Origin of the sequence: Pseudomonas sp. ADAK18, assembly GCF_012935695.1 — a bacterium.
GTDB lineage: Bacteria > Pseudomonadota > Gammaproteobacteria > Pseudomonadales > Pseudomonadaceae > Aquipseudomonas.
In genome coordinates this window covers 1941410-1965595 of sequence record NZ_CP052859.1, presented here as the reverse complement: position 1 = coordinate 1965595, position 24186 = coordinate 1941410, and the positions used below count along the sequence as shown (strand labels likewise).

The 24186-nt window shown below is 60.8% G+C and carries 24 protein-coding genes; 10 read left to right on the top strand and 14 right to left on the bottom strand.

The window, feature by feature from the left end:
- Positions 1-80: 80 nt before the first annotated feature.
- A complete protein-coding gene (locus HKK55_RS08870; RefSeq protein WP_169354306.1) occupies positions 81-923 on the top strand; it encodes a hypothetical protein in 843 nt (280 codons plus the stop codon).
- 61 nt (positions 924-984) lie between these two features.
- On the opposite strand, the gene HKK55_RS08865 is transcribed toward HKK55_RS08870, so the two are convergent.
- Positions 985-2496, bottom strand: a complete 1512-nt coding sequence (locus HKK55_RS08865; RefSeq protein WP_237151329.1) for an FAD-dependent monooxygenase — start codon at positions 2494-2496, stop codon at positions 985-987.
- Positions 2497-2781: 285 nt separating this feature from the next.
- Between HKK55_RS08865 and HKK55_RS08860 the strand changes: the two genes are divergently transcribed.
- The gene (locus HKK55_RS08860; protein ID WP_169354304.1) at positions 2782-3363 is read left to right on the top strand and encodes an HD domain-containing protein; all 582 of its coding nucleotides are present in this window, start codon (positions 2782-2784) and stop codon (positions 3361-3363) included.
- Here HKK55_RS08860 and HKK55_RS08855 read toward each other — a convergent pair.
- Positions 3351-3560: a DUF6434 domain-containing protein gene (locus tag HKK55_RS08855; protein WP_169354303.1), complete on the bottom strand. Its 210-nt coding sequence runs from the start codon at positions 3558-3560 to the stop codon at positions 3351-3353. The genes HKK55_RS08860 and HKK55_RS08855 overlap by 13 nt on opposite strands.
- 381 nt (positions 3561-3941) lie before the next feature.
- On the opposite strand from HKK55_RS08855, the gene HKK55_RS08850 reads away from it, so the two are divergent.
- Complete coding sequence (locus HKK55_RS08850; protein WP_169354302.1) at positions 3942-5318, top strand: cystathionine beta-synthase; 1377 nt, start codon at positions 3942-3944, stop codon at positions 5316-5318.
- Positions 5315-6481, top strand: coding sequence for a cystathionine gamma-synthase (locus tag HKK55_RS08845; protein ID WP_169354301.1), 1167 nt, complete (start codon positions 5315-5317; stop codon positions 6479-6481). Before HKK55_RS08850 ends, HKK55_RS08845 begins: the two co-directional genes overlap by 4 nt.
- A 13-nt stretch (positions 6482-6494) precedes the next feature.
- Here the strand turns inward: HKK55_RS08845 and HKK55_RS08840 are convergent, their stop codons facing one another.
- Entirely contained in the window at positions 6495-7589 is a 1095-nt protein-coding gene (locus HKK55_RS08840) for an SMP-30/gluconolactonase/LRE family protein (protein WP_169354300.1), read from the bottom strand.
- Positions 7590-7813: 224 nt separating this feature from the next.
- Here HKK55_RS08840 and HKK55_RS08835 point away from each other — a divergent pair, with 224 nt between their 5' ends.
- The gene (locus HKK55_RS08835; protein ID WP_169354299.1) at positions 7814-8245 is read left to right on the top strand and encodes a nuclear transport factor 2 family protein; all 432 of its coding nucleotides are present in this window, start codon (positions 7814-7816) and stop codon (positions 8243-8245) included.
- Positions 8246-8267: 22 nt separating this feature from the next.
- On the opposite strand, the gene HKK55_RS08830 is transcribed toward HKK55_RS08835, so the two are convergent.
- Positions 8268-9593 (bottom strand): PLP-dependent aminotransferase family protein, encoded by a 1326-nt coding sequence (locus HKK55_RS08830; protein WP_169354298.1) that lies wholly within the window; start codon positions 9591-9593, stop codon positions 8268-8270.
- Positions 9594-9684: 91 nt separating this feature from the next.
- On the opposite strand from HKK55_RS08830, the gene HKK55_RS08825 reads away from it, so the two are divergent.
- Positions 9685-10578 (top strand): DMT family transporter, encoded by an 894-nt coding sequence (locus tag HKK55_RS08825; protein ID WP_169354297.1) that lies wholly within the window; start codon positions 9685-9687, stop codon positions 10576-10578.
- An 8-nt stretch (positions 10579-10586) separates the two neighbouring features.
- On the opposite strand, the gene HKK55_RS08820 is transcribed toward HKK55_RS08825, so the two are convergent.
- Positions 10587-11147, bottom strand: a complete 561-nt coding sequence (locus HKK55_RS08820; RefSeq protein ID WP_169354296.1) for a YceI family protein — start codon at positions 11145-11147, stop codon at positions 10587-10589.
- A gap of 109 nt (positions 11148-11256) precedes the next feature.
- Between HKK55_RS08820 and HKK55_RS08815 the strand changes: the two genes are divergently transcribed.
- Complete coding sequence (locus HKK55_RS08815; RefSeq protein ID WP_169354295.1) at positions 11257-11751, top strand: PaaI family thioesterase; 495 nt, start codon at positions 11257-11259, stop codon at positions 11749-11751.
- A 45-nt stretch (positions 11752-11796) separates the two neighbouring features.
- Positions 11797-12684: a YghX family hydrolase gene (gene yghX, locus HKK55_RS08810; RefSeq protein WP_169354294.1), complete on the top strand. Its 888-nt coding sequence runs from the start codon at positions 11797-11799 to the stop codon at positions 12682-12684.
- 20 nt (positions 12685-12704) lie between these two features.
- Here yghX and HKK55_RS08805 read toward each other — a convergent pair whose 3' ends face one another.
- A complete protein-coding gene (locus HKK55_RS08805) occupies positions 12705-13574 on the bottom strand; it encodes a LysR family transcriptional regulator (RefSeq protein WP_169354293.1) in 870 nt (289 codons plus the stop codon).
- A 133-nt stretch (positions 13575-13707) separates the two neighbouring features.
- On the opposite strand from HKK55_RS08805, the gene ampC reads away from it, so the two are divergent.
- Positions 13708-14862: a class C beta-lactamase gene (ampC, locus tag HKK55_RS08800; RefSeq protein ID WP_169354292.1), complete on the top strand. Its 1155-nt coding sequence runs from the start codon at positions 13708-13710 to the stop codon at positions 14860-14862.
- Positions 14863-14873: 11 nt separating this feature from the next.
- Positions 14874-15131, top strand: a complete 258-nt coding sequence (locus HKK55_RS08795) for an Ada metal-binding domain-containing protein (protein ID WP_169354291.1) — start codon at positions 14874-14876, stop codon at positions 15129-15131.
- A 190-nt stretch (positions 15132-15321) separates the two neighbouring features.
- On the opposite strand, the gene dctM is transcribed toward HKK55_RS08795, so the two are convergent.
- From dctM to HKK55_RS08755, 8 genes are all read right to left on the bottom strand, one after another.
- The gene (gene dctM, locus HKK55_RS08790) at positions 15322-16602 is read right to left on the bottom strand and encodes a C4-dicarboxylate TRAP transporter large permease protein DctM (RefSeq protein ID WP_169354290.1); all 1281 of its coding nucleotides are present in this window, start codon (positions 16600-16602) and stop codon (positions 15322-15324) included.
- Positions 16602-17234 (bottom strand): TRAP transporter small permease, encoded by a 633-nt coding sequence (locus HKK55_RS08785; protein WP_169354289.1) that lies wholly within the window; start codon positions 17232-17234, stop codon positions 16602-16604. Before HKK55_RS08785 ends, dctM begins: the two co-directional genes overlap by 1 nt.
- Positions 17235-17424: 190 nt before the next feature.
- Complete coding sequence (locus tag HKK55_RS08780; protein WP_169354288.1) at positions 17425-18408, bottom strand: TRAP transporter substrate-binding protein; 984 nt, start codon at positions 18406-18408, stop codon at positions 17425-17427.
- A gap of 222 nt (positions 18409-18630) precedes the next feature.
- The gene (locus HKK55_RS08775; protein WP_169354287.1) at positions 18631-19446 is read right to left on the bottom strand and encodes a CoA ester lyase; all 816 of its coding nucleotides are present in this window, start codon (positions 19444-19446) and stop codon (positions 18631-18633) included.
- 124 nt (positions 19447-19570) lie between these two features.
- Entirely contained in the window at positions 19571-20767 is a 1197-nt protein-coding gene (locus HKK55_RS08770; protein WP_169354286.1) for a CaiB/BaiF CoA-transferase family protein, read from the bottom strand.
- Between the two features lie 9 nt (positions 20768-20776).
- Positions 20777-22126 (bottom strand): MmgE/PrpD family protein, encoded by a 1350-nt coding sequence (locus tag HKK55_RS08765; RefSeq protein ID WP_169354285.1) that lies wholly within the window; start codon positions 22124-22126, stop codon positions 20777-20779.
- A gap of 10 nt (positions 22127-22136) precedes the next feature.
- Positions 22137-23300 (bottom strand): acyl-CoA dehydrogenase family protein, encoded by a 1164-nt coding sequence (locus HKK55_RS08760; RefSeq protein ID WP_169354284.1) that lies wholly within the window; start codon positions 23298-23300, stop codon positions 22137-22139.
- 28 nt (positions 23301-23328) lie between these two features.
- On the bottom strand, positions 23329-24147 hold the full coding sequence (locus HKK55_RS08755) for a MaoC family dehydratase N-terminal domain-containing protein (protein ID WP_169354283.1): 819 nt from the start codon (positions 24145-24147) through the stop codon (positions 23329-23331).
- Positions 24148-24186 lie beyond the last annotated feature (39 nt).

Genomic DNA, 24186 nt, shown 5'->3' with positions numbered 1-24186 from the left:
GAGCGCGTTGCTTAGTACCTGACGAACAGGCTGCACCCGTGCAGCCTGTCTTTTCCACATCAGCACAAGGCTAATACCCTATGGCGTTGTTCAAAATGTCTGGCTGGATCCTCCCTCTGGTATTGCTTGTCGGCTGCGATAACAGTGCTCACACCGCCGCCGCGAAAACCTCGCAAGGCGTAGCACTGCCGGCACTCCCGATTATTCAGGGTGCCGTCATGGCGCTGGTGCCGATGCCCGACGGCCAGCGCAATGAATTGATGATGAATCAGGTGTGTGCGCTGGCTCGGGGCGAAAGCACTCAACAACAAGTGGCCCAGAACCTTTTGCAGCAAGGCATTGACCTGAGCCGGGTACCTCAACAAGGCCACCCGCTGTCATTGCTGGTTGACCCGGATGTATCGCGGCGCGTCACCGCGTGTGCGGCCTACATCGCCACCTCAGTGATGAGCGTGCCAAAAACCGCTGAGTTCATGGTCGAGGCAACCACCGCGCCCGCTTCGGGCAAGAAAAAGCTGAACGTCGACCCGCAAAAACTTAACTATTTCCTCGGCATACAATTGGCTGTCGCCAAGGCGGACGCTGATTTCTTTGCGCTGATTGCCACCCGACTGGAGAAGACCCCGGGCCTGACGCTGGAGCAATACAATCAACAGGCCAAAACACAGTTCGCCGACATCGCCCCCCTGTATCTACAGCGGGTCAAGGAACTCTATGCGCAGGGGCAGAATGTCCAGTACACGCTGGTTGAGTACTCCGACAGCGACTTCAAGTTCACCAGCAACAACGGCTATCTTTTTGAGTTCGGATACGACGGGCTGAACCTGAGTTTCAACCGAACGCCTTGGTACGGTGCGGGAAAGTTGCTGGGTAAAACCTATCTGCTGGATGTCGATTACTTTGCCAATCTTCCAGTTAAATAAACGACATACACTCGCTTTCGGTCACTTGATGGCATGGAGGTGCCTACAAATCCGTAGCACCTCACACCGGTTCACCGAACCATCGCGCTGCCACTTCGGCAACTGCCTCAAGATCAGCATCCGCCTCACTCACCCAGGCAACAATGCCATCCGGCCTTACAAGCAGTGCGCTCAATCCCAGCCGCTCCTTGGCATCACTGGCGACATAGGTAATCCGATCACTCCATTGGTTCACCAACGCTTGAAGCGGCGCGCTGCTGTCGAAATCCAGCAACAGCGCTCTCCCCGCCCTCAGCCGTTCGCCCAGCTTCGTCCCGTCCTCCAGCGCGAAGTCGGACGCGCTGCGGCCGACCAGTGGGTGGCTGCTGCCCAAGTCATAGCGCAAGGAAATACCCCACACACGCTCGGCAAAGTAGGTGGCGCCGTCGCGCGTGTCGATTAGGTCACGGATGATGGCTTCAAGCGCCCGCGAATTGCGGCTCGGCCGCATCAGCGCAACTTGGGCGCGTGACCAGTCAAGGACTTGTGCGCCCACAGGACAGCGCTCGTTTGAATAGCTGTCCAGCAGACCGGGCGGAGCATCGCCACGCAGCGTAGCCGTCAGCTTCCAGCCCAGGTTCATCGCATCGCCAAACCCGAGGTTGAGCCCTTGGCCGCCCAAAGGGGAATGGATATGCGCGGCATCGCCAGCGAGCAGCACCCGCCCTTTGCGGTAGGTCGTCGCCTGGCAGGCGCGATCGGTCCAGGTACTGGCCTGCTTGAGCGCCGTCAAGCTGACATCGACGCCGGCGATACGGTGCAACACCGTCTGCACGTGTTCGAGCGTGATCGGCTGCGTTCGATGGAAAGCCCCACCGTCGAAATCGACCATGGCGAGGGTCCCGGGCGGCGTCAGGGAATACATGCCCATGGGCGTGTAGTGGCGGCCCGGGCGGAGTTTCTCAGGGTCGGCCATCTCGACTTGAACGGAATAGCCGGTGAACTCCGGATCGGTGCCAAGAAATTCAAAACCGCCGACCTTACGTACCGTACTGCGACCGCCATCACACCCCACGAGCCAGCGTGCGCGGAACGTCTCACCACCGGCGCGGATGACCACGTCCGTGTCCAATTGCTCGAACGCTTCAACCCCCAGGCCACGCCTGATCTCGACCCCCATCGCACCAGCGCGAGCAGCCAGGACGGATTCAATCTGCTCCATATCACAGGCCATATGGGTCACATGGGAGCCTGGCAAATAATAGGGCCATTGCGAAGTGTCGATAAGGTCGTGGTCGAACACAATGCCAGCGAAATGACCGGCCGGGCCGCGTGCCGGTTGTGCGCGACTGCCCGAGTCCACTTTCACGGGTTGCGACATCGCAAGGTCATCCAACATCCCACGACGGTAGAAGGCCTCGAGGGTAGGCGTCCAAAGACCGCGCATGCCGAATGGCAGCCGCTTCAACGGGGAATGCGGATCCTCGGCTTGCTCCAACACCAACACCGACCGCTTGGCGAGGCGCAGCTCACAGGCGAGAAACAAACCGACCGGGCCGGCACCGGCAATCACGACATCATAGATCACAGTCACACCTCTCAAGCGTTTTGGCCCCTGCCCCATAGCGCCACAGAATGCCACCCGCCTGCGGTACTTGCCCGGGTATTTCCTCGTGAACCACGAACCATTTTTCCCCAGGCAAGAACAGCGAACTCTGCACTTCCTCGCAAAAGGCGGACGAAACGCCAAAGAGAGCCAATATGAACATCACTGCCTGTAATGAACGCGTAGAAGACATCAGCCCCCCTCACACGACCGGCTTGCGTTCTCCTTCAGTAGCGCCCCAGACTATCGGCAGTCACCCAAGTGAGCAGCTATATGGACATCGAAAAAATCAAAGGCCGCCTCGACTTCCTGCGCGAGGCAGAAAAACTCAAGGACGTACTGCGCTCGGCCCACACCTCGTCCGGTCGTACCGAAAGCACCGCAGAACACAGCTGGCGCCTGTGCCTGATGGCGATGGTGTTCGAGGATGAACTGGCCGAGCTGGATCGTCTGAAAGTACTCAAGATGTGCGTCATCCACGACTTGGGCGAAGCCATTCACGGTGACGTGCCGGCGATTGCGCAAATCCCAGGGCAGAACAAGGGCGAACAGGAAAGAGACGACTTGCTGTTCCTCGCCCGCTCCGTGGACGCGCCGGTACGCGAAGGTATCCTGTCGCTGTGGGATGAATACGAGCAAGCCTCGTCCCCGGAAGCCTTGGCGGTCAAAGCCTTCGACAAGCTGGAAACCATGCTCCAGCACAACCAGGGCAACAACCCGCCCGACTTTGATTTTGAATTCAACCTGGATTACGGGCGCCGCTATACCAGCCTGCATCCGCTGTTTGCCGCCATGCGCAAACTGGTGGACGAAGACACACGCAGGAATCTGGAGGCCGGGCTTCAACGCTCCTGACGTTGCGTCCACTCATCAACGACATCGCCCATGGTCTTTGGCGTGCCGTTGCGGATCCAAGCCATGAAGGTCCGGTCGAACTTGAACGCGGCGCCGCAGTGCTCAAGCATGAATCGGCGTACGTTCTGGGTGTTTTTATAGTGCCGGGAAACTTCAGTGCTGCGGGTGATCACGTCGCTGTGCCAGTCAAAACCCATAAGGTTATCCCTACCCAATGCCGAGAATGGGCAAGCATAGTGCATCGCACCGCTGCTCTGACACCAACCCTGTGGCGAGGGGGCTTGCCCCCGTTGGGGTGCGAAGCACCCCTAAAGCCTGCCATCTCGGTCTATCTGAAAAACCGCAGTGGTCTGATTGGGGCGGCTTCGCCACCCAACGGGGGCAAGCCCCCTCGCCACAGGGTCACTTGTTGCTTGCCCTAATATCATTAGCCAGCCACCTTCAATTTTTCCGCCACCGGCTTTGCCACCAGTTGCAGCTGGCGCATTACCGGCCTATGTTCCAGACAATGCAGTTGCAACCTGCACTCGCATCCCGCTGTCCATCCAAATACGACTGCCCCGTAGCCAGGTGACGACATGCCTCAAAACTCCCGCCCCGCCGTGCTCGAACTGATCGGCAACACGCCGCTGGTACGCGTGAGCCGCTTCGATACCGGCCCCTGCACGCTGTTCCTCAAGCTTGAATCACAGAACCCTGGCGGTTCGATCAAGGACCGCATCGGTCTGGCGATGATCGACGCCGCCGAGCGCGATGGCCGCCTGCGTCCTGGCGGTACCATCATTGAAGCCACCGCCGGTAATACCGGCCTGGGCCTGGCGCTGGTGGGCCGGGCCAAGGGTTATCGGGTGGTGCTGGTGGTTCCGGACAAGATGTCCACCGAGAAGGTCCTGCACCTCAAGGCCATGGGTGCCGAGGTGCACATCACCCGCTCCGACGTGGGCAAGGGCCATCCCGAGTATTACCAGGACGTCGCAGCGCGACTGGCGCAGGAAATTCCCGATTCATTTTTCGCCGATCAATTCAACAACCCGGCCAACCCGCTGGCCCATGAAACCAGTACCGCCCCGGAAATCTGGGCGCAGACCCAGCATGACCTGGACGCCATCGTGGTCGGCGTCGGTTCGGCCGGCACCCTGACCGGGCTGACCCGCTTCTTCAAGCGCGTGCAACCGGACCTGGCGATGGTGCTGGCCGATCCGGTCGGCTCGGTGATGGCCGAATACAGCCGCAGCGGCACCCTCGGCACGCCGGGCTCGTGGGCGGTAGAAGGTATCGGCGAAGACTTCATCCCCTCGATTGCCGACTTGTCCAGCGTGCGCCAGGCCTACTCCATCAGCGACGAAGAAAGCTTCGACCATGCCCGGCAACTGCTGCGGGCCGAAGGTATTCTCGGCGGCTCTTCCACTGGCACCCTGCTTGCGGCCGCCCTACGCTACTGCCGCGAGCAAACCGAGCCCAAACGGGTCGTGACCTTTGTCTGCGACACCGGCACCCGTTACCTGTCCAAGGTCTACAACGACCAATGGATGAACGACCAGGGCCTGCTCCAGTACAAGCACTACGGCGACCTGCGCGACCTGATCGCCCGGCGCTTCGAGGATGGCCGGGTGATCAGCGTCGGCCCGGACGACACCCTGCTCACCGCCTTCCAGCGCATGCGCCTGGCGGATATCTCGCAACTGCCGGTGCTGGTGGACGGCCAACGCCTGGTAGGCGTGATCGACGAATCGGATATCTTGCTGGGCATGCACCAGGATGCCTCGCACTTTCACATGACCGTGGCCAGCGCCATGACCAACACCCTGCAAACCCTCGCGCCCAGCGCCAGCCTGGCTGAACTGCAGGCAGAACTGGATCGCGGACTGGTGGCAATCATCGCCGATACCTCAGGCTTTCACGGCCTGATTACCCGCGTCGACCTGCTCAATCACTTACGGAGATCCCTTGCATGAGTCAGCACGATAAAACCGCCTTCGCCACCCGCGTTATCCATGCAGGGCAATCGCCAGACCCAACGACCGGGGCGTTGATGCCGCCGATCTATGCCAACTCCACTTACCTGCAACAGAGCCCCGGTGTGCACAAGGGTCTCGACTACGGGCGCTCCCACAACCCTACGCGCTTTGCCCTGGAGCGTTGTGTGGCAGACCTCGAGGGAGGCACCCAGGCCTTCGCGTTTGCCTCCGGCCTGGCGGCGATTTCCACCGTGCTGGAGTTGCTGGATGCCGGCGCCCACGTGGTCTCCGGTAATGACCTGTACGGCGGCACCTTTCGCCTGTTCGACAAGGTGCGCCAACGCAGCGCCGGGCATCGCTTCAGCTTCGTCGACCTGAGCAACGTGGCGGCCTTCGAAGCGGCCTTGCAGGACGACACACGAATGGTCTGGGTCGAGACGCCGAGCAATCCTTTGCTGAGCCTTACAGATCTGGCGGCCATTTCCCGCATCTGCCGTGCCCGGGGCATCATCTGCGTGGCTGACAACACCTTTGCCAGCCCGTGGATCCAGCGCCCGCTGGAGCTGGGTTTCGATATCGTGGTGCACTCGACCACCAAGTACCTGAACGGCCATTCGGATGTCATCGGCGGTATCGCGGTGGTCGGGCAAAACCCGGAACTGGCCGAGCGCCTGGGCTTCCTGCAAAACTCCGTGGGTGCCATTGCCGGCCCGTTCGACGCCTTCCTCACCCTGCGTGGCGTGAAGACGTTGGCCCTGCGCATGGAGCGTCATTGCAGCAATGCCCTGGATCTGGCCACCTGGCTGGAGCAACAGCCGCAAGTAGCGCGGGTCTACTATCCGGGCCTTGCGTCACACCCTCAGCACGAACTGGCCCGTCGGCAAATGCGCGGGTTCGGCGGGATGATTTCCGTGGACCTGAAAAGCGACCTGGCCGGGGCCAAGCGCTTCCTCGAAAACGTACAGATCTTCGCCCTGGCTGAAAGCCTCGGCGGCGTGGAAAGCCTGATCGAACACCCGGCGATCATGACCCACGCCAGCATCCCCGCCCAAACGCGTGCGCAGTTGGGTATTGGTGATGGTCTGGTGCGGTTGTCAGTGGGTGTGGAGGACGTCGAAGACCTGCGCAAGGATCTGGCCCAGGCCCTCGCGCAGATCTGAACACCGGGCTCACTTAATCGGCAAAGGTGGCGCCCCGGGTATTCACAAACAGCCCATACACCGAATGGCTGCCGGCCATGAACAGCCGGTTGCCCTCCCTCCCCCCGAAGCACAAATTGGGGCAACGCTCCGGCAATGAGATGTGGCCGATAGCTTTGCCCTCAGGGTTGAACACCCGCACGCCATCGAGTTTCTCCAAGTCGGCCTTGGGGTCGCCATTGCCGCCCCAGCCGCACCAGAGGTTGCCACTTTCGTCACACTTCATGCCGTCGATGGCGGCGTAATCCAGGCCTTCGATGTGCTTGCGGCGCGCACCGAGGCTGCCATCTTCATTGACGCTGATCGCCCAGATAAGTCGATTGGGCTTGGCTCGCCCTTCTACCACGTAGAGGATCTTTTCATCGGGAGAAAAGCACAGGCCGTTGGGTCCGTTGAGGTCGTCGATCACCCGGCTGACCTTGCCGCTGTCACCGTCAATGCGATACACGCCGTGAGGCTGGCTGGGCGTTACCTTGTGCCCCTCGTAGTTGTTGCCAGTCTGGAACGGCGGGTCGCTGAACCAGACCGAGCCATCGCGCTTGCACACGATGTCATTGGGCGAGTTGAAAGGCTTGCCGTCAAAACTGTCGGCCAGCACGGTAATGCTGCCGTTGTGTTCGGTGCGGGTAATACGGCGGCCTTCCCCAGACGTGGTCGAACCTTCGCAGACTAATAACCGGCCCTGGCGATCGCGGCACATACCATTGGCGAAATTCGAGTGATCCCGATACACCGACAGGCTGTCGGTGACTTCATCCCAACGCATGATGCGGTTATTGGGAATATCACTGACCAACAGGTAACGCCCGTCGCCCACCCACACCGGCCCCTCCGCCCAGCGCAAACCGGTAGCGAGCCTTTCCACGCTGGCATTGAACAACCTGAGGTCGAGGAAGCTGTCGTCGAGAATCTTGATCAGCGGGTCGGGGTAGCGTTGGCTCAGCAGTTCGGCCTGGGCCAGCCGAGGCAGGTTGCCGAGTACCGCAACCGTCGCCGATACCGCCAGGGTTCGCTTGAGAAACACCCGGCGACTGTTATCTGCCGAGTGGGACGATGGGGCAACACTCATGGTAGGTCTCCGTTATTTATTGTTAGACGGGGACGCCATTTTTATCTTGTGATGAGACATCGTACAAGATGATTTATTCAAATAACTCCATGATTTACGCATTAACTAGAAATTTCACTTTCCTTTTCATGGGCATTTATTGCAATGTTGTATGATGACGTGAGCACTGGACTCCGCAAAATCCAGCTCATCCATGCGTACCCTATAACAACAAGGAAATCCCCATGCAAAACGTCAAAGTGCTGATCGGTTTTCTGTGCCTGTTCAGCGGCTATGTAGTCGCCAGCCCGGCCGCCGCCGACAAAGAGGTCGCCCAGGCCGTCGATCACCTGACCCAAGCCATGCTGCACAAGAATATTCCCCAGCTTCAGGCCCTCACTGCGAACAACCTCACCTACGGCCACTCCAGCGGCAAGATCCAGACCAAGCAGGAATTCATCGCCGACATCGAAACCGGCCGCAGCGGTTTCAAGACCCTGGAAATGCAAAAACAGACCATCACCCTAAACGGCGACACCGCCCTGGTGCGCAATCACTTCTCGGCACAGGCGGTTAACAGCGGTGTGGAAGTGCCGACCGAGATCGAGAATTTTCAGGTCTGGCAGAAACAGAAAGGCCACTGGCTGCTGATTGGGCGCCAAGCGTTCAAGTTCTGAACACTGTTTCTGTAGCCGACGTTCACCACGCCACCAACCGCCGCACCTTGATCAACGCCTCCCGCAGCGCCGTCATATCCACCGAGCCCAGCGCCAGGCGAACCGCATGGGGAACATGCACCGTCGTCGCAAACGGCTCGGCCGTGGACACTGAAATATTCTCCCGGGTCAGCGCCATGGCGAACTGATCCGCCCGGGTGTCTTCCGGCAACGGCAACCACAGAAAGTACGAAGATGGATGGCGAATGTAATCCAGCCCGGCCAGCACTTCATCCACCAGCATCTGGCGCGCCTGGGCATCCTTGCGTTTTTGTGCTTCCAACTGCAGGACGGTGCCGTCTTCGATCCAGGCGACAGCGATGGCCGTCATCACCCCTGGTGCGTTCCAGACAGTCGCCATGATGGTGCGCTCCAGCGCGTGCACCCATGGAAGGGGCGCAGCCACGAAGCCAACACGCAAACCGGTAGCGACGCTCTTGGACAGCCCTGAAATGTACACCGTGCGTTCCGGTGCCAACTCCGCCAACGGTGGCGGCGCGTGCTCTGCCAGGAAGGCATAGGCCGCGTCTTCGATAAGGATCAGGTCGTGTTGACGGGCGATCGTCACCAACTGCTGGCGCTGCTCGATGCCCAACACCCACCCCAGGGGATTATGCAGGGTCGGGATGCTGTAGACGGCGCGCACCTTGCGCCGGCGACAAAGGTCTTCCAGAAAGCCAAGGTCAGGGCCTGTCGCCGTGACCGGGAGGGCGACGATTTCAAGGTGCAGCGCCTCGGCCAGCACCTTGAAGCCCGAGTAGGTCAGCCCATCCACCGCCACCACATCACCGGGCTTGAGCAGCGCCATCATCGCCACCGCCAGGCCATGCTGGGCGCCGCTGACCATCAGCACCTGCTCGCCCGGGACCGTCAGCCCCCTGCTACGCAGATGACGCGCCACCGCAGCCCGTTCATGTGCACGCCCGCCATGGGGTTGATAGCGCAACAGCGATTCCAGGTCGCCGGACAACGCCAACTGCCGCAACGCAGTGCGCAGCAGGTCGGCCTGGCCGGGTAACGATGGGTAGTTGAAGTTGAGATCAATCATGCCGGCCGCCACAGCAACCTGCCCAATCCCCTGCCCCGGCGACAGCGTTATCTCCCGCACAAAGGTCCCGCGACCGGTTTCGCCGCTGACCAGCCCCATAGCTTCAAGCTCGGTATAGACCCGGCTGGCCGTGGCCAATGCCAAGCCATGAGTACTCGCCAATTGCCGGTGCGTCGGCAAGCGGGTGCCGGGCGCCAGGCTTCCTGAGCGAATGTCCCTGGCGAAGTTATCGACCAACGACTTGTAGCGGGCGCGAGGCATAGGCGGCGTATCCATGACAATTTTTTGATTGTCTTAATCTTCGACCATAGGATGCCCTGGATGCAACCCATCCTTATCGAGCCTGCCTTTCATGGAACGTACCTCGCCCCTTAATGCCGTGGAACACAACAACGCCCGCGGTTGGATCAATGGGTTTATCGGCGTGCTGATTTTCAGTGGTTCACTGCCGGCGACCCGCTTGGCGGTGCTGGAATTCAATCCAATTTTCCTGACCGTCGCCCGAGCGACCATCGCCGCGCTGTTGGGGCTGTGCCTGCTGTGGCTGTTCAAGGAAAAACGCCCTGCCCGCCATCAACTGGTGCCGCTGATCATCGTTGCGCTGGGCGTGGTGATCGGCTTTCCACTGCTGACGGCACTGGCGTTGCAATACGTGACCTCCGCTCACTCCATCGTGTTTGTCGGCCTGCTGCCCTTGGCCACTGCTGCGTTCGGCGTGCTGCGCGGTGGCGAGCGCCCCCGGCCGGTGTTCTGGCTGTTCTCGATACTGGGTAGCCTGCTGGTGATGGGCTACGCCGTCTCCCAAGGCCTGAGCGCGGCGCCCGTCGGCGACCTGCTGATGCTGCTGGCGATACTGGTGTGCGGTTTGGGTTATGCCGAAGGGGCAAAGCTGTCCCGCACCCTCGGTGGCTGGCAGGTGATCTGCTGGGCGCTGGTGGTGTCGTTACCGGTGGTGGCGCCGCTGACTTTGCTGCTGATGCCCGCTTCGTTCTCGGGCATCAGCCTGCCGGCCTGGTTGAGCCTGACCTATGTGTCGCTGTTCAGCATGCTGATCGGCTTTGTGTTCTGGTATCGCGGGTTGGCCCAGGGTGGGATCGCTGCCGTCGGCCAGTTGCAGTTGCTGCAACCATTCTTCGGCCTGGCGCTGGCGGCGACCCTGCTCCATGAGCGCGTCAGCCTGGGCATGCTGGCGGTCACCGTGGCGGTGATTCTGTGCGTGGCCGGGGCGAAGAAGTTCGCGCGCTAGCACCTTATTCAACGCTGCGGCGCGACGATCTTGAACTTGATGGTGATTGCATTGGACACCGCGCTGTCTGCCCATTCGCCCGCACCGATATTGAACTCGGCACGCTTGAGCACAAGCTCGCCATCAAACACACCGATACCGCCCTGCTCCTTGAGGGCCACCTGTACATCAACCGGCCGGGTCTGCCCCTTGAGGGTCAGGTTGCCAGTGAACAGGTAAAGGTTGCCTCCCAAGTCGGTGACACGCGTCGATTCAAAGGTACCCACTGGAAACGTCGCCATGTCGAACCAGCCGGACTTGGTCAGCTCGGTGTTCGCATCGCTGCTGCCGGCATCAATGCTCGACAGTTGGATTTTCAGTACAGCGCGGGAAGCAGCAGGGTTTTGCGTATCAAAATCCAGGGTCGCCTCATACTGGCCGAAGGTGCCGTACACCTGCCGCCCCATCTGGTCATAGGTGAAGCTGATGGTGCTGGCGGCCGGATTGACGTAGGTGTATTCCACGGCCTGCGCGCTGCACAGGACGAAAAGAGTAACCAGTGCGGCAGAAAGCAAAAATCGGCGACTCATGAAGTTCTCCGCAAGGGCAAAGGGCGAGCACTGGATTTATTCCGGCATCTGGCATTAGGCTCCTGACCTCTAACGCAGGTTAGCTGCCCCAGAACAATAAGGATCCCCGATGCACCACCTTTCATTGCAGGACATCACCGCCCCTGAAGGCATTTGCTACGGCTGCGGCGGCAGCAACCCTCATGGATTGCATATCAAGAGCCGCTGGGATGCAGGCGGTATCCACGTCATCGCCGAACATCTACCCGACGGCAAATACTCCGGCTGGCCCGACCTGGTCTATGGTGGACTGATCGCGATGCTGGTTGACTGCCACTCCAACTGGACCGCCATGGCCTACCACTACCGGGCTGAAAACCGCGAACCGGGCAGCCTGCCGCGTATCGACTGCGTCACCGGCAACCTGGGCATCAAGTTCATCAAGCCGACGCCCATGGGCGTACCGCTGACCTTGCGGGCCAAGGTCGAGGGTGAGGTCGGACGCAAGAGCCGCGTGGTCTGCGAGGTGTACGCCGGTGACGTGCTCACGGCGATTGGCGATTCAATTTTTGTCCGGGTCGATACCGGACAGTTGGCAGCCGCCGCCCATGGTCGGGATGCCTGATAGTGGTCTACATTCAGTGCCATCCGTTGAATGAGGAGCACACCGATGACTCGTCTGACCGCTAAAGACTTCGCCCCTGAGCTGCTGGAACTCTACGACGGCTACGCCCACGGCAAGCTCAACCGTCGTGAGTTCCTGGACCGTGCGGCACTGTTCACCTTTGGCGGGCTGACAGCCTCGGCGCTGCTCGCGGCCTTGAGCCCGAACTACGCCCTGGCTGAGCAGGTGAAATTCACCGACCCCGACATCGTCGCCGACTACATCACCTACCCCTCACCCAAGGGCAACGGCACAGTGCGCGGCTACCTGGTGCGTCCAGCCAACGCCAGCGGAAAAATCCCCGCCGTGGTGGTCGTGCACGAAAACCGTGGCCTCAACCCCTATATCGAAGACGTCGCCCGGCGCCTGGCCAAGGCCGGCTTTATCGCCCTGGCCCCCGATGGCCTGACCTCCGTGGGCGGCTACCCCGGCAACGATGAAAAAGGCGTGGAGTTGCAGCAGAAAGTCGATCCTGAAAAGCTGATGAACGATTTCTTTGCCGCCATCGAATGGCTGATGCACCACGACGCGAGTACGGGCAAGGTTGGCATCACTGGCTTCTGCTATGGCGGTGGCGTGACCAATGCGGCGGCGGTGGCGTATCCCGAGTTGGGCGCGGCGGTATCGTTTTATGGACGCCAGCCGGACGCCAAGGATGTGCCACGGATCAAGGCGCCGATCATGTTGCATTACGGTGAACTGGACACACGGATCAATGAGGGCTGGCCGGCGTATGAAAAAGCCTTGAAGGCGGCGGGTACCCCGTATGAGGCGTTTATCTACAAGGGCGCCAATCACGGTTTTCATAATGATTCGACGCCGAGGTATGACGAAGCGGCAGCGAACCTGGCGTGGGAGCGGACGTTGGGGTGGTTTCGCAAGTATCTGGCTTGAGATCCACCCTCAGCGCTCCACTACTCATGGCTCCCCAACCACTCCTTGAACGCCAGCATCGCTGGCGTCTCTGTACGCGACTGCAAACGCGTCAGCCAATAGCTGCCCGTAGTGATCTCCACCTCAAACGGCTGCCGGATCACATCCGTGGCCAGTTGCCGGGAAAACATCATCGCCGGCGCCAGGGCCACACCTACACCTTGCTGCGCGGCTTCCATCATCGCCAGGGAGGAGTCGAAGACGATACTGCGTGGCACCAGCGTATCGGCTGGCAGGCCGGCAGCCTGGAACCACTGGGTCCATTCATCGGCGCGGTAGGAGCGCAGCAAAGTGTGCTTCAACAGGTCGACGGGGGTCTGCAACTGCCGGGCGATCTGCGGCACGCACAGCACCGTGAGCGGTGCCTCCAGCAACTGACAGGCCTCAGTGCCGTGCCAAGCACCCGCGCCGAAACGAATGGCGTAGTCCAGGCCTTCGGCGGCAACGTCAACGCGGTTATTGTTGGTGGACAGGCGCAAGTCGATAAAGGGATAACGCGCCTGAAAGTCCGGCAGACGGGGCAATAGCCAACCGACGACAAACGTCCCCACCGCCCCCACCGTCAGTACTTCGCGGTAGTGTCCGCCTTCAAACCGATCCAGGGTCTGGGCGATGCGGTCGAAGGATTCGCGCAATACCGGCAGCAGGGTTTCGCCTTCACTGGTGAGCATCAGGCCCCGGGGCAAGCGTTTGAACAAAGTGACATTGAGTTGTGCCTCCAGGCTTTTCACCTGGTGGCTGACCGCTGCCTGAGTCACGCACAGCTCGATGGCCGCTCGCGTAAAGCTCAGATGACGTGCCGAGGCCTCGAAGGCCCGCAAGGCATTGAGGGGCAGATGTGAACGGAGCATGGTTTGATCCAATTTTTTCTAATGGCTGTTCCGAGATATGGTCGTTTGCCCAATGGCGACAAACTGCCTAGATTTGCAACGCCCGCGCCGGTGCAGGTATCCAACGAATCAACTTCATGGAAGCGACATCATCATGTACGAAAAATCTTTGTCTCGAGTGCGCAGCGCCACGATATTCGCCTTATTACTCGGCGCAGGCAACTGCATGGCGGCCAGCGACATTCGCCAGGTTGTAGACGCAACGATTAAACCGCTGATGCAACAACAGGACATCGCAGGCCTGTCGGTAGCGATTGTGCAGAACGGTCAGGCGCAATACTTTAACTACGGCGTCGCCTCAAAGGACGACCAACAACCGATCACCGAAAACACCCTGTTTGAAATCGGCTCGGTGAGCAAAACCTTCGCCGCCACCCTCGCCGGCTATGCCCAGGCCACCGGTAAACTGAAGCTGCAAGCCCCCGCCAGCCAGTACTTGCCTGCGCTGCGGGGTGGCAAGTTTGACCACATCAGCGTGCTTAACCTCGGCACTTACACGGCGGGCGGTCTGCCCCTGCAATTCCCACCGGAAGCTGACAGTGCCCACAAGATGATCGGCTACTACCAACACTGGAAACCCGATTTCGCGCCCGGCACTCAACGCCTGTATTCCAACCCGAGCCTGGGCCTGTTTGGTTACCTGGCGGCGCAAAGCCTGGGACAACCGTTCGACCAGTTGATGGAAAAAACCTTGCTGCCAAAACTTGGCCTCAAGCACACCTACATCAACGTGCCCAAATCGCAAATGAGCCTGTACGCCCAAGGCTATGACAAGGACGGTAAACCCTCCCGCGTAGGCCCGGGAGCCCTGGACAGCGAAGCCTATGGGATCAAAACCAGCACCTCGGACCTGATTCACTATGTTGAAGTGAACATGAACCCGGCCAGCCTGGAAAAACCCCTGCAACAAGCCATCACAGCCACCCACACCGGCTACTACACGGTCGAAGGCACCACCCAGGGCCTGGGCTGGGAGATGTACCCTTACCCGATCAAGCTGGATGCCTTGGTTGCCGGTAATTCGAACTCCATGGCCTTTGAGCCACATAAGGTCACCTGGCTGACCCCGCCGCAACCACCCCATGCCGATACGCTGGCCAACAAGACCGGCGCCACCAATGGCTTCGGCGCCTATGTGGCCTACGTGCCCAGCAGAGGCATCGGTATCGTGATCCTGGCGAACAAGAACTACCCGAATGCCGAGCGAGTGAAAGCCGCCCACGCTATCTTGAGTGCCATGGATCAATAGGACCTTCATCAATGCCCGACCGTCAGTGGACACTGCTCGACAGCCAGGGGCAGCCGTTTTCCAGCGACCGCCCCGGCACTGTCGGCGGGCATAAAAAAAGCCGGCTCTACGGCCGGCTGGATTGTCCGGCCGCCCTGCGCGCTTTGGCACGGGGCGGCTATGTGGCGAATCGAGTGTTTTTCCTGGATGAAGCGACGGCCAGGGCCGCGGGATATCGGCCGTGTGCGGTGTGCATGCGAACCGAGTACCTGCAATGGAAAGCCCAATAGGGATCAAATGTGTGCGGGCTTGCTCGCCAATACGACTGTAGCCGCTGCCGAGGCACGAGGCTGCGATGCGTGTCCGCAGGACCGCCCTCGGGGGCCGCTACGTCGGAATGCCGCACCAAACCCATCGCAGCCTCGTACCTCGGCAGCGGCTACAACCACATTCAGGGTTTTCTCCCACATTTTGGCAATGTTACATCCCCAACCACCCCGGCAACGCCAGCGAGATAAACGGCACATACGTGACGAGAATCAGGAACGCCAGCAGGATCATCAACCACGGCAACGCCGCCCGGATGGTCTGACCGAGGGTCAACCCGGTCACCGCCGACGTCACAAACAGGTTCAACCCCACCGGCGGATGCACCAGGCCAATCTCCATGTTCACCACCATCACGATCCCCAGGTGAATCGGGTCGATGCCCAGCTTCATGGCAATCGGGAAGAAGATCGGCGCCAGGATCAGCACGATGGCTGACGGCTCCATAAAGCTGCCCGCCACCAGCAGTACCACGTTGACCATGATCAGGAAGCCAATGGGCGTCAGGCCTTCGGAGATCACCCATGCGGTGATTTCCTGGGGAATCTGTTCGGTGGTCAGCACGTGGGCGAACAGCATGGCGTTGGCGATGATAAACATCAGCATGATCGCCAACCGGCCAGACTCCAGCAGCACTTTGGGACAGTCCCTGAACTTCATGTCCTTGTAGACAAACAGCGCCACAAACGCCGAATACACCGCCGCCACAGCTGCCGCTTCGGTCGGGGTGAACATGCCGCTGTAGATGCCACCAAGGATGATCACCAGCAACAGCAAGCCCCAGAACGCACGACGAGCGCAGGTCAGCCACTCACGAAAGGTGGCCCGTGGTTGTGCCGGTAGCTTCTTGATGCGCGCGACAATGTAGATCGCGATCATCAACATCAGGCCCAGCAGCAGCCCCGGGATCACCCCGGCCATGAATAGCTTGCCCACCGAGGTTTCGGTGGCGGCCGAGTACACCACCATCACAATCGACGGCGGAATCAGGATGCCCAAGGTCCCGGCATTACAGATAATCCCGGCGCCGAATTCCTTCGGATACCCCGAACGCACCATGCCCGCCACGGCAATCGAACCCACTGCCGCCACCGTGGCCGGCGATGAGCCGGACAGTGCGGCAAACAACATGCACGCCAGCACTGCGGCAATCGCCAGGCCGCCACGGATGTGACCGACGCAGGCGTTGGCAAAGTCGATCAGCCGTTGCGCCACGCCGCCAGTGGTCATGAACGCACCCGACAGCAGGAAGAACGGAATCGCCAGGAAGGTGTAGGCGTCCGAGGTTTCAAACAGCTTGATTGCCAGTGAACTCACCGAGTCCGGGCTGAACATCAGGATCGACGCCGCCCCCGACAAACCCAGGGCAATCGCAATCGGCACCCCGAGAAACATGAACACGAACAACAACAGAAACAGACATAGAACGGCCATCAGTGACGCTCCTCATGGCTGCCCGCCAGCTTGCTGGCTTCACCGGCTTCGTCCGCCAGCCCCAGCCCGGTTTGCCGATGGGTAAATATGCGGTAGAAAATTTCCAGGTAGCGGATGAACACCAGGGCGAAGCCGATCGGCACGATCACCACGATGTCGCCGACATCCACCCCGAACTTGTCGAGGTCTTCGGCGCCGATGTGCGCGGTCATCACCGCACTGACCCACTTGTAACTGGCGACCATGAACAAACCCGCATACGCCAGGCAGCACAGGCAAGCCAGCATCCCCAGCACACGCTGCACCGGGCGCGAGGTCAGCTTGACCAGCGCGTCGACACCCAGGTGGCCAGCGGTGCGTACACCGTAGGAGATCCCGAAGAAAATCAGCCAGCCGAACATGGCCTTGGTCAGGGCAACGCTCCAGGTCATGTCCTGGGCCCAACCCATGGTGCCGTCGCCCAAGGCGTTGAAAAAGTTGCTGCTGAAGGCCCACTTGTCGGCCAGGGAAAAGAACAGGGTGTAGATGTTGTTGAGCATGACGTAGACAAAAGTCACCAGGGTCATGGCGGTCAGCAGGAAGGCGATAAAACCTTCCTCCAGGTGCTCCCAGACGCGCCTTAGCGTTTGCATGGCAAAACCTCGCGAAGCAGAGATAGGTAAGTGCAAGGCTTGGGGGGGTAACCGGGTCAAATGTGGGAGCGGCGGTGCGACGATTCGACTTGCTCGCGAAGACGATCTTTCAGTTGATGTATCCGGTGACTGATACACCGCCTTCGCGAGCAAGCCCGCTCCCACATTTAATCTCGGCACTCCCCCAACATCACTGGTTCGACTGATCAGCCGCCTGAATCAGGTCGGCACCGATTTCACCTTCAAACCTCTTCCACACCGGGCGCATGGCTTCGCGCCAGAGTTGGCGTTGCTCTGGAGTCAGTTCGATGATTTCGCTGGTCTTGGCGTCGATGATCTTCTGCTTGGCCGACTGGTTCAGCGCCTCGGCCTGTTTGTTCACCTCGACGGTGACCTCCACCATGACCTGGTCAAGCGTGGTGCGGATATCCGGTGGCAGGCCGTTCCAGAATTTGGCGTTGGTGATCACCATGTAGTCGATCAGGCCATGGTTGGACTCGGTGAAGTACTTCTGCACCTCGTTGACCTTCTGGCTTTCATAGTTCGACCAAGTGTTCTCGGTGCCGTTGACGGTGCCGGTCTGCAAGCCCTGGTAGACCTCGGCAAAACTCATCTTGCGTGGGTTGGCGCGGATCGCCTTGAACTGCTCTTCCAGCACGCTGGAAGCCTGTACACGGAACTTCAGGCCACGGGCGTCCTTGGGTTCACGCAGCGCCTTGTTGGCCGACAACTGTTTGAGGCCGTTGTGCCAATAGGCCAGGCCGAGGATGTTCTTGTCCTGCATCGCGGTCAGCAGTGCCTTGCCTTGCGCCGCCTGGAAACGGTCGACGGCGGCCAGGTCATTGAACAGGAACGGCAGGTCATAGATCTGCACCTGCTTGGTGTACTGCTCGAACTTGGCCAGGGACGGTGCCAACATCTGCACATCGCCCAGCAGCATGGCTTCCATTTCCTTGCCGTCGCCGAACAGCGACGAGTTCGGGTAAACCTCGACCTTGACCCTGCCCGGCAGACGTTCTTCTGCGAGTTTCTTGAACAGCAGCGCGCCCTGGCCTTTGGGGGTGTTTTCGGCGACTACGTGGGCGAACTTGATCACAATCGGGTCCGCCGCCTGGGCCAGGCCCGCGGCAAACAAGGTGGCGGCGCAGAACAGCGCCCGAGAAAGCTTGAGCATGGAAATCACCTTCTTATTGTTGTGTTATAGGGCAAGGTGCCTGATGTCACGCGTATAGAGAATTTCGAATTTTAGATACCTGCGTTCGGCGTGGACGAACGCCAATCTTGCAACCGCTGAAGATCTAATGTGGGAGCGGGCTTGCTCGCGAATGCGATATACCAGTCACTGCCTGTACTGACTGATCCACCGCATTCGCGAGCAAGCCCGCTCCCACATTTTTTAGATCTGTACTGCCAGCAGCCTTTGCGCTCGCAGCAGCACCGGCGCGTCCACCATCTGCCCGTCCAACTGATAAGCCCCGGCCCCATGGGCACCAGCCTCCACTACCCGCTTCGCCCAGGCCAGGTCCTCGGCGCTGGGGGCCAAGGCCTGGTGGATCACCGCCACTTGTTTGGGATGGATACACAGCGCCCCGGCGAAGCCCATTTCATAGGCATGCCGAATCGAGCGACGCAGGCCTTCAGGATCATCGATGGCCGGGTGCACGCCATCCAGCGGCGCCACCAGCCCCGCAGCCCGGGAATGCACGATCAGCGCCAGGCGAGCCTGGTCCAGGGCAAATTGCGCCGCCGGGGAGTTGCTGCTCAGGTTCAAGTCCAGCGCCAAATCCAGGCCACCAAACGACAGACGTTCGACCTGCGGCGCATGGGCGATTTCAGCCACCGCCAGCAAGCCTCGCGCACTTTCGATGATCGGCCAGATAGCTTTGCCCGTCGCGGCCACCACCGCCACCTGGGCGGCGCTTTCCACTTTGGGCAGCAAAACGCCCGCCACCCCGGCATGGGCCTGGCAGAAGGCAACATCGGCAAAGTGCTCGGGATGCTCCGGTGCGTTGATCCGTACCCACACACGGGCCGCTGGCGTTGCCTGCAAAAACACCCCGAGATTGTCCCGGGCCTGGCGCTTGAGTGGTTCTTCCACCGCGTCTTCAAGATCGACAATCACCGCGTCGGCGCCGCTGGCCAAAGCCTTGGCAAAACGCTCGGGACGACTGCCGGGGACGAACAGTGCAGAGCGCACTATGGGATGGGCCATACCTATATTCCTTCTTCTAGTAGTCATCTCGAACTCTGTAGCCGCTGTCGAGGCACGAGGCTGCGCAGCGGCTCCCGAGGGCGGTCCTGCGGGCACGCATCGCAGCCTCGTGCCTCGACAGCGGCTACACGACTCGCCGTGCTCTTAATTGCTCCAGGGTTTCGGTCGAGTAACCCAGGCCTGTGAGAATCGACTCGGTGTGCTGCCCAAGCCCCGGCACGCCGTCCATCCTTGGGGTAAACGCCGCATTGCGGGCCGGTGGCAGCAGCGACGGTAACTTGCCCGCCGGGCTGTCGACTTCGCGCCAACTGTCGCGGGCCTTGAGTTGCGGGTGGTCCCACACACCCTGCATGTCGTTGACCCGGGCACTGGCAATCTGCGCGTCTTCCAGGCGCTGGATGACCGCTTCGGCCGTCAGTTGAGCGAAGCTGTCGACGATGATCTGGCGCAGCACTTCACGGTTGGCCGAACGCTTGAAGTTCGCCGAGAATCGCTCGTCAGCCGTCAATTCTGGTGTCAACAGGACCTTGTCGCAAAACGCCGCCCACTCGCGCTCGTTCTGCAAGCCGAGCATCACCGTGCCGCCGTCACCGGTGGGAAACGGCCCGTAGGGATAGATCGTCGAATGGGCAGCTCCAGCGCGCGGTGGCTGGGGGGCGCCGTCGAAGGCGTAGTACATCGGGTAGCCCATCCACTCCACCAGGCTTTCCAACATGCTGACGTCGATACGACTGCCCTTCCCGGTTTTGCCCCGCAGCAGCAGCGCCGAAAGAATGCCGCTGTAGGCGTACATCCCGGCAGAAATATCGGCGATGGAGCAACCAGCCTTGGCCATCTGGTCGTCACCCGGGCCACCGGTCACCGAGAGAAAACCACCTTCGCTCTGAATCAGCAGGTCGTAGGCTTTTTTCTTCTCATAAGGCCCGCCCTCGCCATAGCCAGAGATGTCGCAGACGATCAGCCGTGGAAAGCGCTGGTGCAGCGCGTCAAATGACAACCCCATGCGCGCCGCTGCGCCTGGCGCGAGGTTTTGCACCAACACGTCGGCGTCGGCCAGCAGATGCTCGAGGATATCGCCCGCCTCGTCCTGCTTGAGGTCCAGGGTCAGGCTTTCCTTTGAACGGTTGGTCCAGACGAAATGCGAGGCCAGGCCACGCACGCGCTCGTCGTAACCCCGGGCAAAGTCACCGGCACCAGGGCGCTCGATCTTGATGACACGGGCGCCCAGATCGGCCAACTGGCGGGTGCAGAACGGCGCGGCAATCGCGTGTTCCAGGCTGACGACAGTGATGCCGTCCAACGGTCGTTGATTAGCAGTCATGACGGTTCCTTAAAGCCAATGAGCCAGGGACACGGCGCTGCGCAGATCCCAAACCTTCTGGATCAGCTCACCGCTCTGCGCAGGTGTGCGGGCGCCACTGAATTGGGTCAGGCGCTGGAACTTGTCAGCCAGTTCTTCCCGGCTCAACGTGTTGCCCGGATCGCCCTTGGGTTCGTCGATGGCGCCGTGCAGCACGCGACCGTCAACCGTGGTGACCACCACCCGGCCCAGCCAACGCTGCGGATAGGCGCCATCGACTTCGCTGTCCAGGGTCATGCCAACCTTGTCGCGAAACGCCGACACGTTCGAATCGTTAAGCGCAAACTCATGGAATTCGGTCAGCCCAGCCTTGCCGTGTACGGCGATCAGACCCAACACGGTGCCCATGGAAAACTTGGCCTGGTGTACGGTCTGCGGCACGACCACGCGGCCCAATACGTCGATGGCGCCTTGGTGAACGCGGGTTTCCACGCGGGCGATCTGTTCATGATTGAGGCCTTCACGCTGCATCAAACCCAGCAGCGCATCGGCGGCCGGGTGGGTGTGGCGGCAAGACGCGTGGAACTTGAACGAGGTTTCCAGCAACGCCCAGCGACTGCCCAAACGATCAGACAATTTGCTTGGGTCAGCGTCAGTGGACATGCCCGCCGCCAAGCCCTGATCGCCTTCCAGAATATTGCGCGCACCGGTCAGGCCATCTGCCGTCAAATACGCCGCCAGCAAGCCATCGGCAGCGGCCTTGGCGGTATGCAACTGCTTGGAGTCGGCAGCGTCCCGCAGGAACTCCCATAACCCGGCAGCCTGGGTGCCGGCGCTGCCCAACAGGTTGATGAACTGCTCTTCGTTGAAGTCCAGCAATTTGCCCACCGCGACGGCGGCGGCCAGGGTGCCGACGGTGGCTGTGGTGTGAAAGATTCGATAATGGGAACGACCCATGAATTCGCCGATGCGAATCCCCGCCTCGTAGCCGGCCACCGAGGCCAGCAGCAGTTGACGGCCTGACTTGCCGAGGTCCTGCGCCGCAGCAAATACCGCTGGAAATACCACAGTCGCCGCGTGCAAGACCGAACTGTTGTGCAAGTCGTCCTGCTCCACCAGGTGCGACGATGCGGCGTTTACCAACGCGGCAAAATACGCACTGCTGCTGGCGCCGCTGACGATGATCTGCGCAGGTCCGCTGGCCGGACCCATCTTCTGGGCATAACGCTCGAACAATGGGATCGGATGGGCACCTTGGCTGGCCAGCGCCGAAGCGAGCCAGTCGAGAAACAGGTCTTCAGTGCGGGCCAGTACGGTGTCGGGTAGTTGCTCGTAATCCAGTGCAGCCAGGAATCGGCACAGGGCTTGGGTATGGCTCATGGTCAGGCCCTCAGAAGCTGCGCGGCAGCTCGAGCAGATGCTCGGCCACGTACGACAGGATCAAGTTGGTAGAGATCGGCGCCACCTGGTACAGGCGGGTCTCGCGGAACTTGCGCTCCACGTCGTATTCGCAGGCAAAGCCAAAGCCGCCATGGGTTTGCAGGCAAGCGTTGGCCGCTTCCCAGGAGGCCTTGGCCGCCAGGTACTTGGCCATATTGGCGCTGGCTCCGGCGTTAGCGCCGCTGTCGTATTCCTCGCAGGCACGCCAACGCATCAGGTCCGCCGCTTCAATTTCGATATGGGCTTCGGCAATCGGGAACTGCACGCCCTGGTTCTGCCCGATGGGCCGGCCAAACACCACGCGGTCGCGGGCATAGGCACTGGCCTTCTCGATAAACCAGCGGCCGTCGCCGATGCATTCAGCGGCGATCAACGTACGCTCGGCATTCAGGCCGTCGAGGATGTAGCGGAAACCCTTGCCCTCCTCGCCAATCAGGCTGTCTTCAGGCAACTCAAGGTTGTCGAAGAATAGCTCGTTGGTTTCGTGGTTGACCATGTTGGCGATGGGCTGCACGGTCAGGCCGTTGCCAATGGCGTCACGCAGGTCCACCAGGAAAATCGACATGCCTTCAGACTTCTTCTTGACCTCGGCCAGCGGTGTGGTGCGTGCCAGCAGGATCATCAGATCAGAGTGCTGAACCCGTGAGATCCACACCTTCTGGCCGTTGATCACGTACTTGTCGCCGCGCTTGATGGCGGTGGTCTTGATCTTGGTGGTGTCGGTGCCGGTGGTGGGCTCGGTGACGCCCATGGATTGCAGGCGCAATTCACCGCTGGCCAGCTTCGGCAGGTAGAAGCTTTTTTGCGCCTCGCTACCGTGGCGCAGCAAGGTGAACATGTTGTACATCTGGCCGTGGACAGTGCCGGAATTGCCGCCGCAGCGGTTCACTTCTTCGAGGATCACCGAGGCTTCGGCCAGGCCCAGGCCCGACCCGCCGTACTCCACCGGAATCATCGCCGCCAGCCAGCCGGCGTCGGTCAGAGCCTTGACGAAGGCTTCAGGGAAGCCCTTTTCTTCATCAATCTTGCGCCAGTAAGCAGCATCGAACTCGGCACACAAGGCGCGCACGCCTTCGCGGATGGCGTTCAGTTCGTCGTTGTCGTTGGGATTCATTAACGGCTCTCCGCCTGTTGTTATGGGTCTATTCGAAAGAAATGTCGGCGCGCTGGGCCAGGCCATCAGCGTTGCCGGCCCAGAGTTCAGCGACACCGGGCGCGGTGATGCGTCCACCAACGTCAAAGGGCTGCGGGGCGATCAGTGGCCGCACGCCGCGATAGGCAAAGCGGCGCAAGGTCGCCTCAGGATGGGCGCGGCAAAATGCCCGCAGGCTCAGGGTGGCAATCAGTGGGCCGTGCACCACCAAGCCCGAATAGCCTTCGGTGCCGGTGACGTAGGGGTAGTCGTAATGAATGCGGTGACCGTTGAAGGTCACGGCGCTGTAGCGAAACAGCAAGGTCGGAGTCGGGTCGACGGCTTCGCGCCAATCGCCCTGGGGCAATACGTCGCCACTGCCCTGCTTGGGTGGTGTCGGTTCGCGGTAGACGATGTCCTGTTCTTCGCGGATCGCCAGGCGGCCATCCTGGGAATAGTCATGGCGCACGGTGACAAACAATAGCGAGCCGGTGCGACCGGTTTTTTCTTCCACCTGGGTGATGGTGGAAACACGGCTGGCGGACTCACCGGCGCGCAAAGCATGGAAAAACTCGATGCGCCCACCGGCCCACATGCGGTTGCGATTATCGGCAGGCGGCAAGAAGCCGCCACGGGCCGGATGACCGTCGCTGCCAAGGGCAGATTCCGGCAGCGGATCCTGGAAAAAACACCATTGCCACAGCGGCGGGACGGGCTCGCCATCCGCCGGCGCCGTCTCGCCCAAGGTCGCGGCGATGCGTTTGAGCAGGTTGTGGCTCAAGTGGTCGTGGGCTGTTTCGCTACGGCCGATCCAGTCTGTGGCGCTCATCAGGTGCATGTCCTCGGGCAGGGAATCTGTCCGGATCAT

Coding starts and splice junctions, on each gene's coding strand:
- HKK55_RS08760 (WP_169354284.1), bottom strand. CDS start 23,300: ATGAATCCCAACGACAACGACGAACTGAACGCCATCCGCGAAGGCGTG.
- HKK55_RS08840 (WP_169354300.1), bottom strand. CDS start 7,589: ATGAGTGTTGCCCCATCGTCCCACTCGGCAGATAACAGTCGCCGGGTG.
- HKK55_RS08815 (WP_169354295.1), top strand. CDS start 11,257: ATGCACCACCTTTCATTGCAGGACATCACCGCCCCTGAAGGCATTTGC.
- HKK55_RS08850 (WP_169354302.1), top strand. CDS start 3,942: ATGCCTCAAAACTCCCGCCCCGCCGTGCTCGAACTGATCGGCAACACG.
- HKK55_RS08775 (WP_169354287.1), bottom strand. CDS start 19,446: ATGGCCCATCCCATAGTGCGCTCTGCACTGTTCGTCCCCGGCAGTCGT.
- ampC (WP_169354292.1), top strand. CDS start 13,708: ATGTACGAAAAATCTTTGTCTCGAGTGCGCAGCGCCACGATATTCGCC.
- HKK55_RS08830 (WP_169354298.1), bottom strand. CDS start 9,593: ATGCCTCGCGCCCGCTACAAGTCGTTGGTCGATAACTTCGCCAGGGAC.
- HKK55_RS08785 (WP_169354289.1), bottom strand. CDS start 17,234: ATGCAAACGCTAAGGCGCGTCTGGGAGCACCTGGAGGAAGGTTTTATC.
- HKK55_RS08870 (WP_169354306.1), top strand. CDS start 81: ATGGCGTTGTTCAAAATGTCTGGCTGGATCCTCCCTCTGGTATTGCTT.
- HKK55_RS08795 (WP_169354291.1), top strand. CDS start 14,874: ATGCCCGACCGTCAGTGGACACTGCTCGACAGCCAGGGGCAGCCGTTT.
- HKK55_RS08820 (WP_169354296.1), bottom strand. CDS start 11,147: ATGAGTCGCCGATTTTTGCTTTCTGCCGCACTGGTTACTCTTTTCGTC.
- HKK55_RS08855 (WP_169354303.1), bottom strand. CDS start 3,560: ATGGGTTTTGACTGGCACAGCGACGTGATCACCCGCAGCACTGAAGTT.
- HKK55_RS08755 (WP_169354283.1), bottom strand. CDS start 24,147: ATGAGCGCCACAGACTGGATCGGCCGTAGCGAAACAGCCCACGACCAC.
- HKK55_RS08845 (WP_169354301.1), top strand. CDS start 5,315: ATGAGTCAGCACGATAAAACCGCCTTCGCCACCCGCGTTATCCATGCA.
- yghX (WP_169354294.1), top strand. CDS start 11,797: ATGACTCGTCTGACCGCTAAAGACTTCGCCCCTGAGCTGCTGGAACTC.
- HKK55_RS08825 (WP_169354297.1), top strand. CDS start 9,685: ATGGAACGTACCTCGCCCCTTAATGCCGTGGAACACAACAACGCCCGC.
- dctM (WP_169354290.1), bottom strand. CDS start 16,602: ATGGCCGTTCTATGTCTGTTTCTGTTGTTGTTCGTGTTCATGTTTCTC.
- HKK55_RS08770 (WP_169354286.1), bottom strand. CDS start 20,767: ATGACTGCTAATCAACGACCGTTGGACGGCATCACTGTCGTCAGCCTG.
- HKK55_RS08765 (WP_169354285.1), bottom strand. CDS start 22,126: ATGAGCCATACCCAAGCCCTGTGCCGATTCCTGGCTGCACTGGATTAC.
- HKK55_RS08860 (WP_169354304.1), top strand. CDS start 2,782: ATGGACATCGAAAAAATCAAAGGCCGCCTCGACTTCCTGCGCGAGGCA.
- HKK55_RS08835 (WP_169354299.1), top strand. CDS start 7,814: ATGCAAAACGTCAAAGTGCTGATCGGTTTTCTGTGCCTGTTCAGCGGC.
- HKK55_RS08780 (WP_169354288.1), bottom strand. CDS start 18,408: ATGCTCAAGCTTTCTCGGGCGCTGTTCTGCGCCGCCACCTTGTTTGCC.
- HKK55_RS08805 (WP_169354293.1), bottom strand. CDS start 13,574: ATGCTCCGTTCACATCTGCCCCTCAATGCCTTGCGGGCCTTCGAGGCC.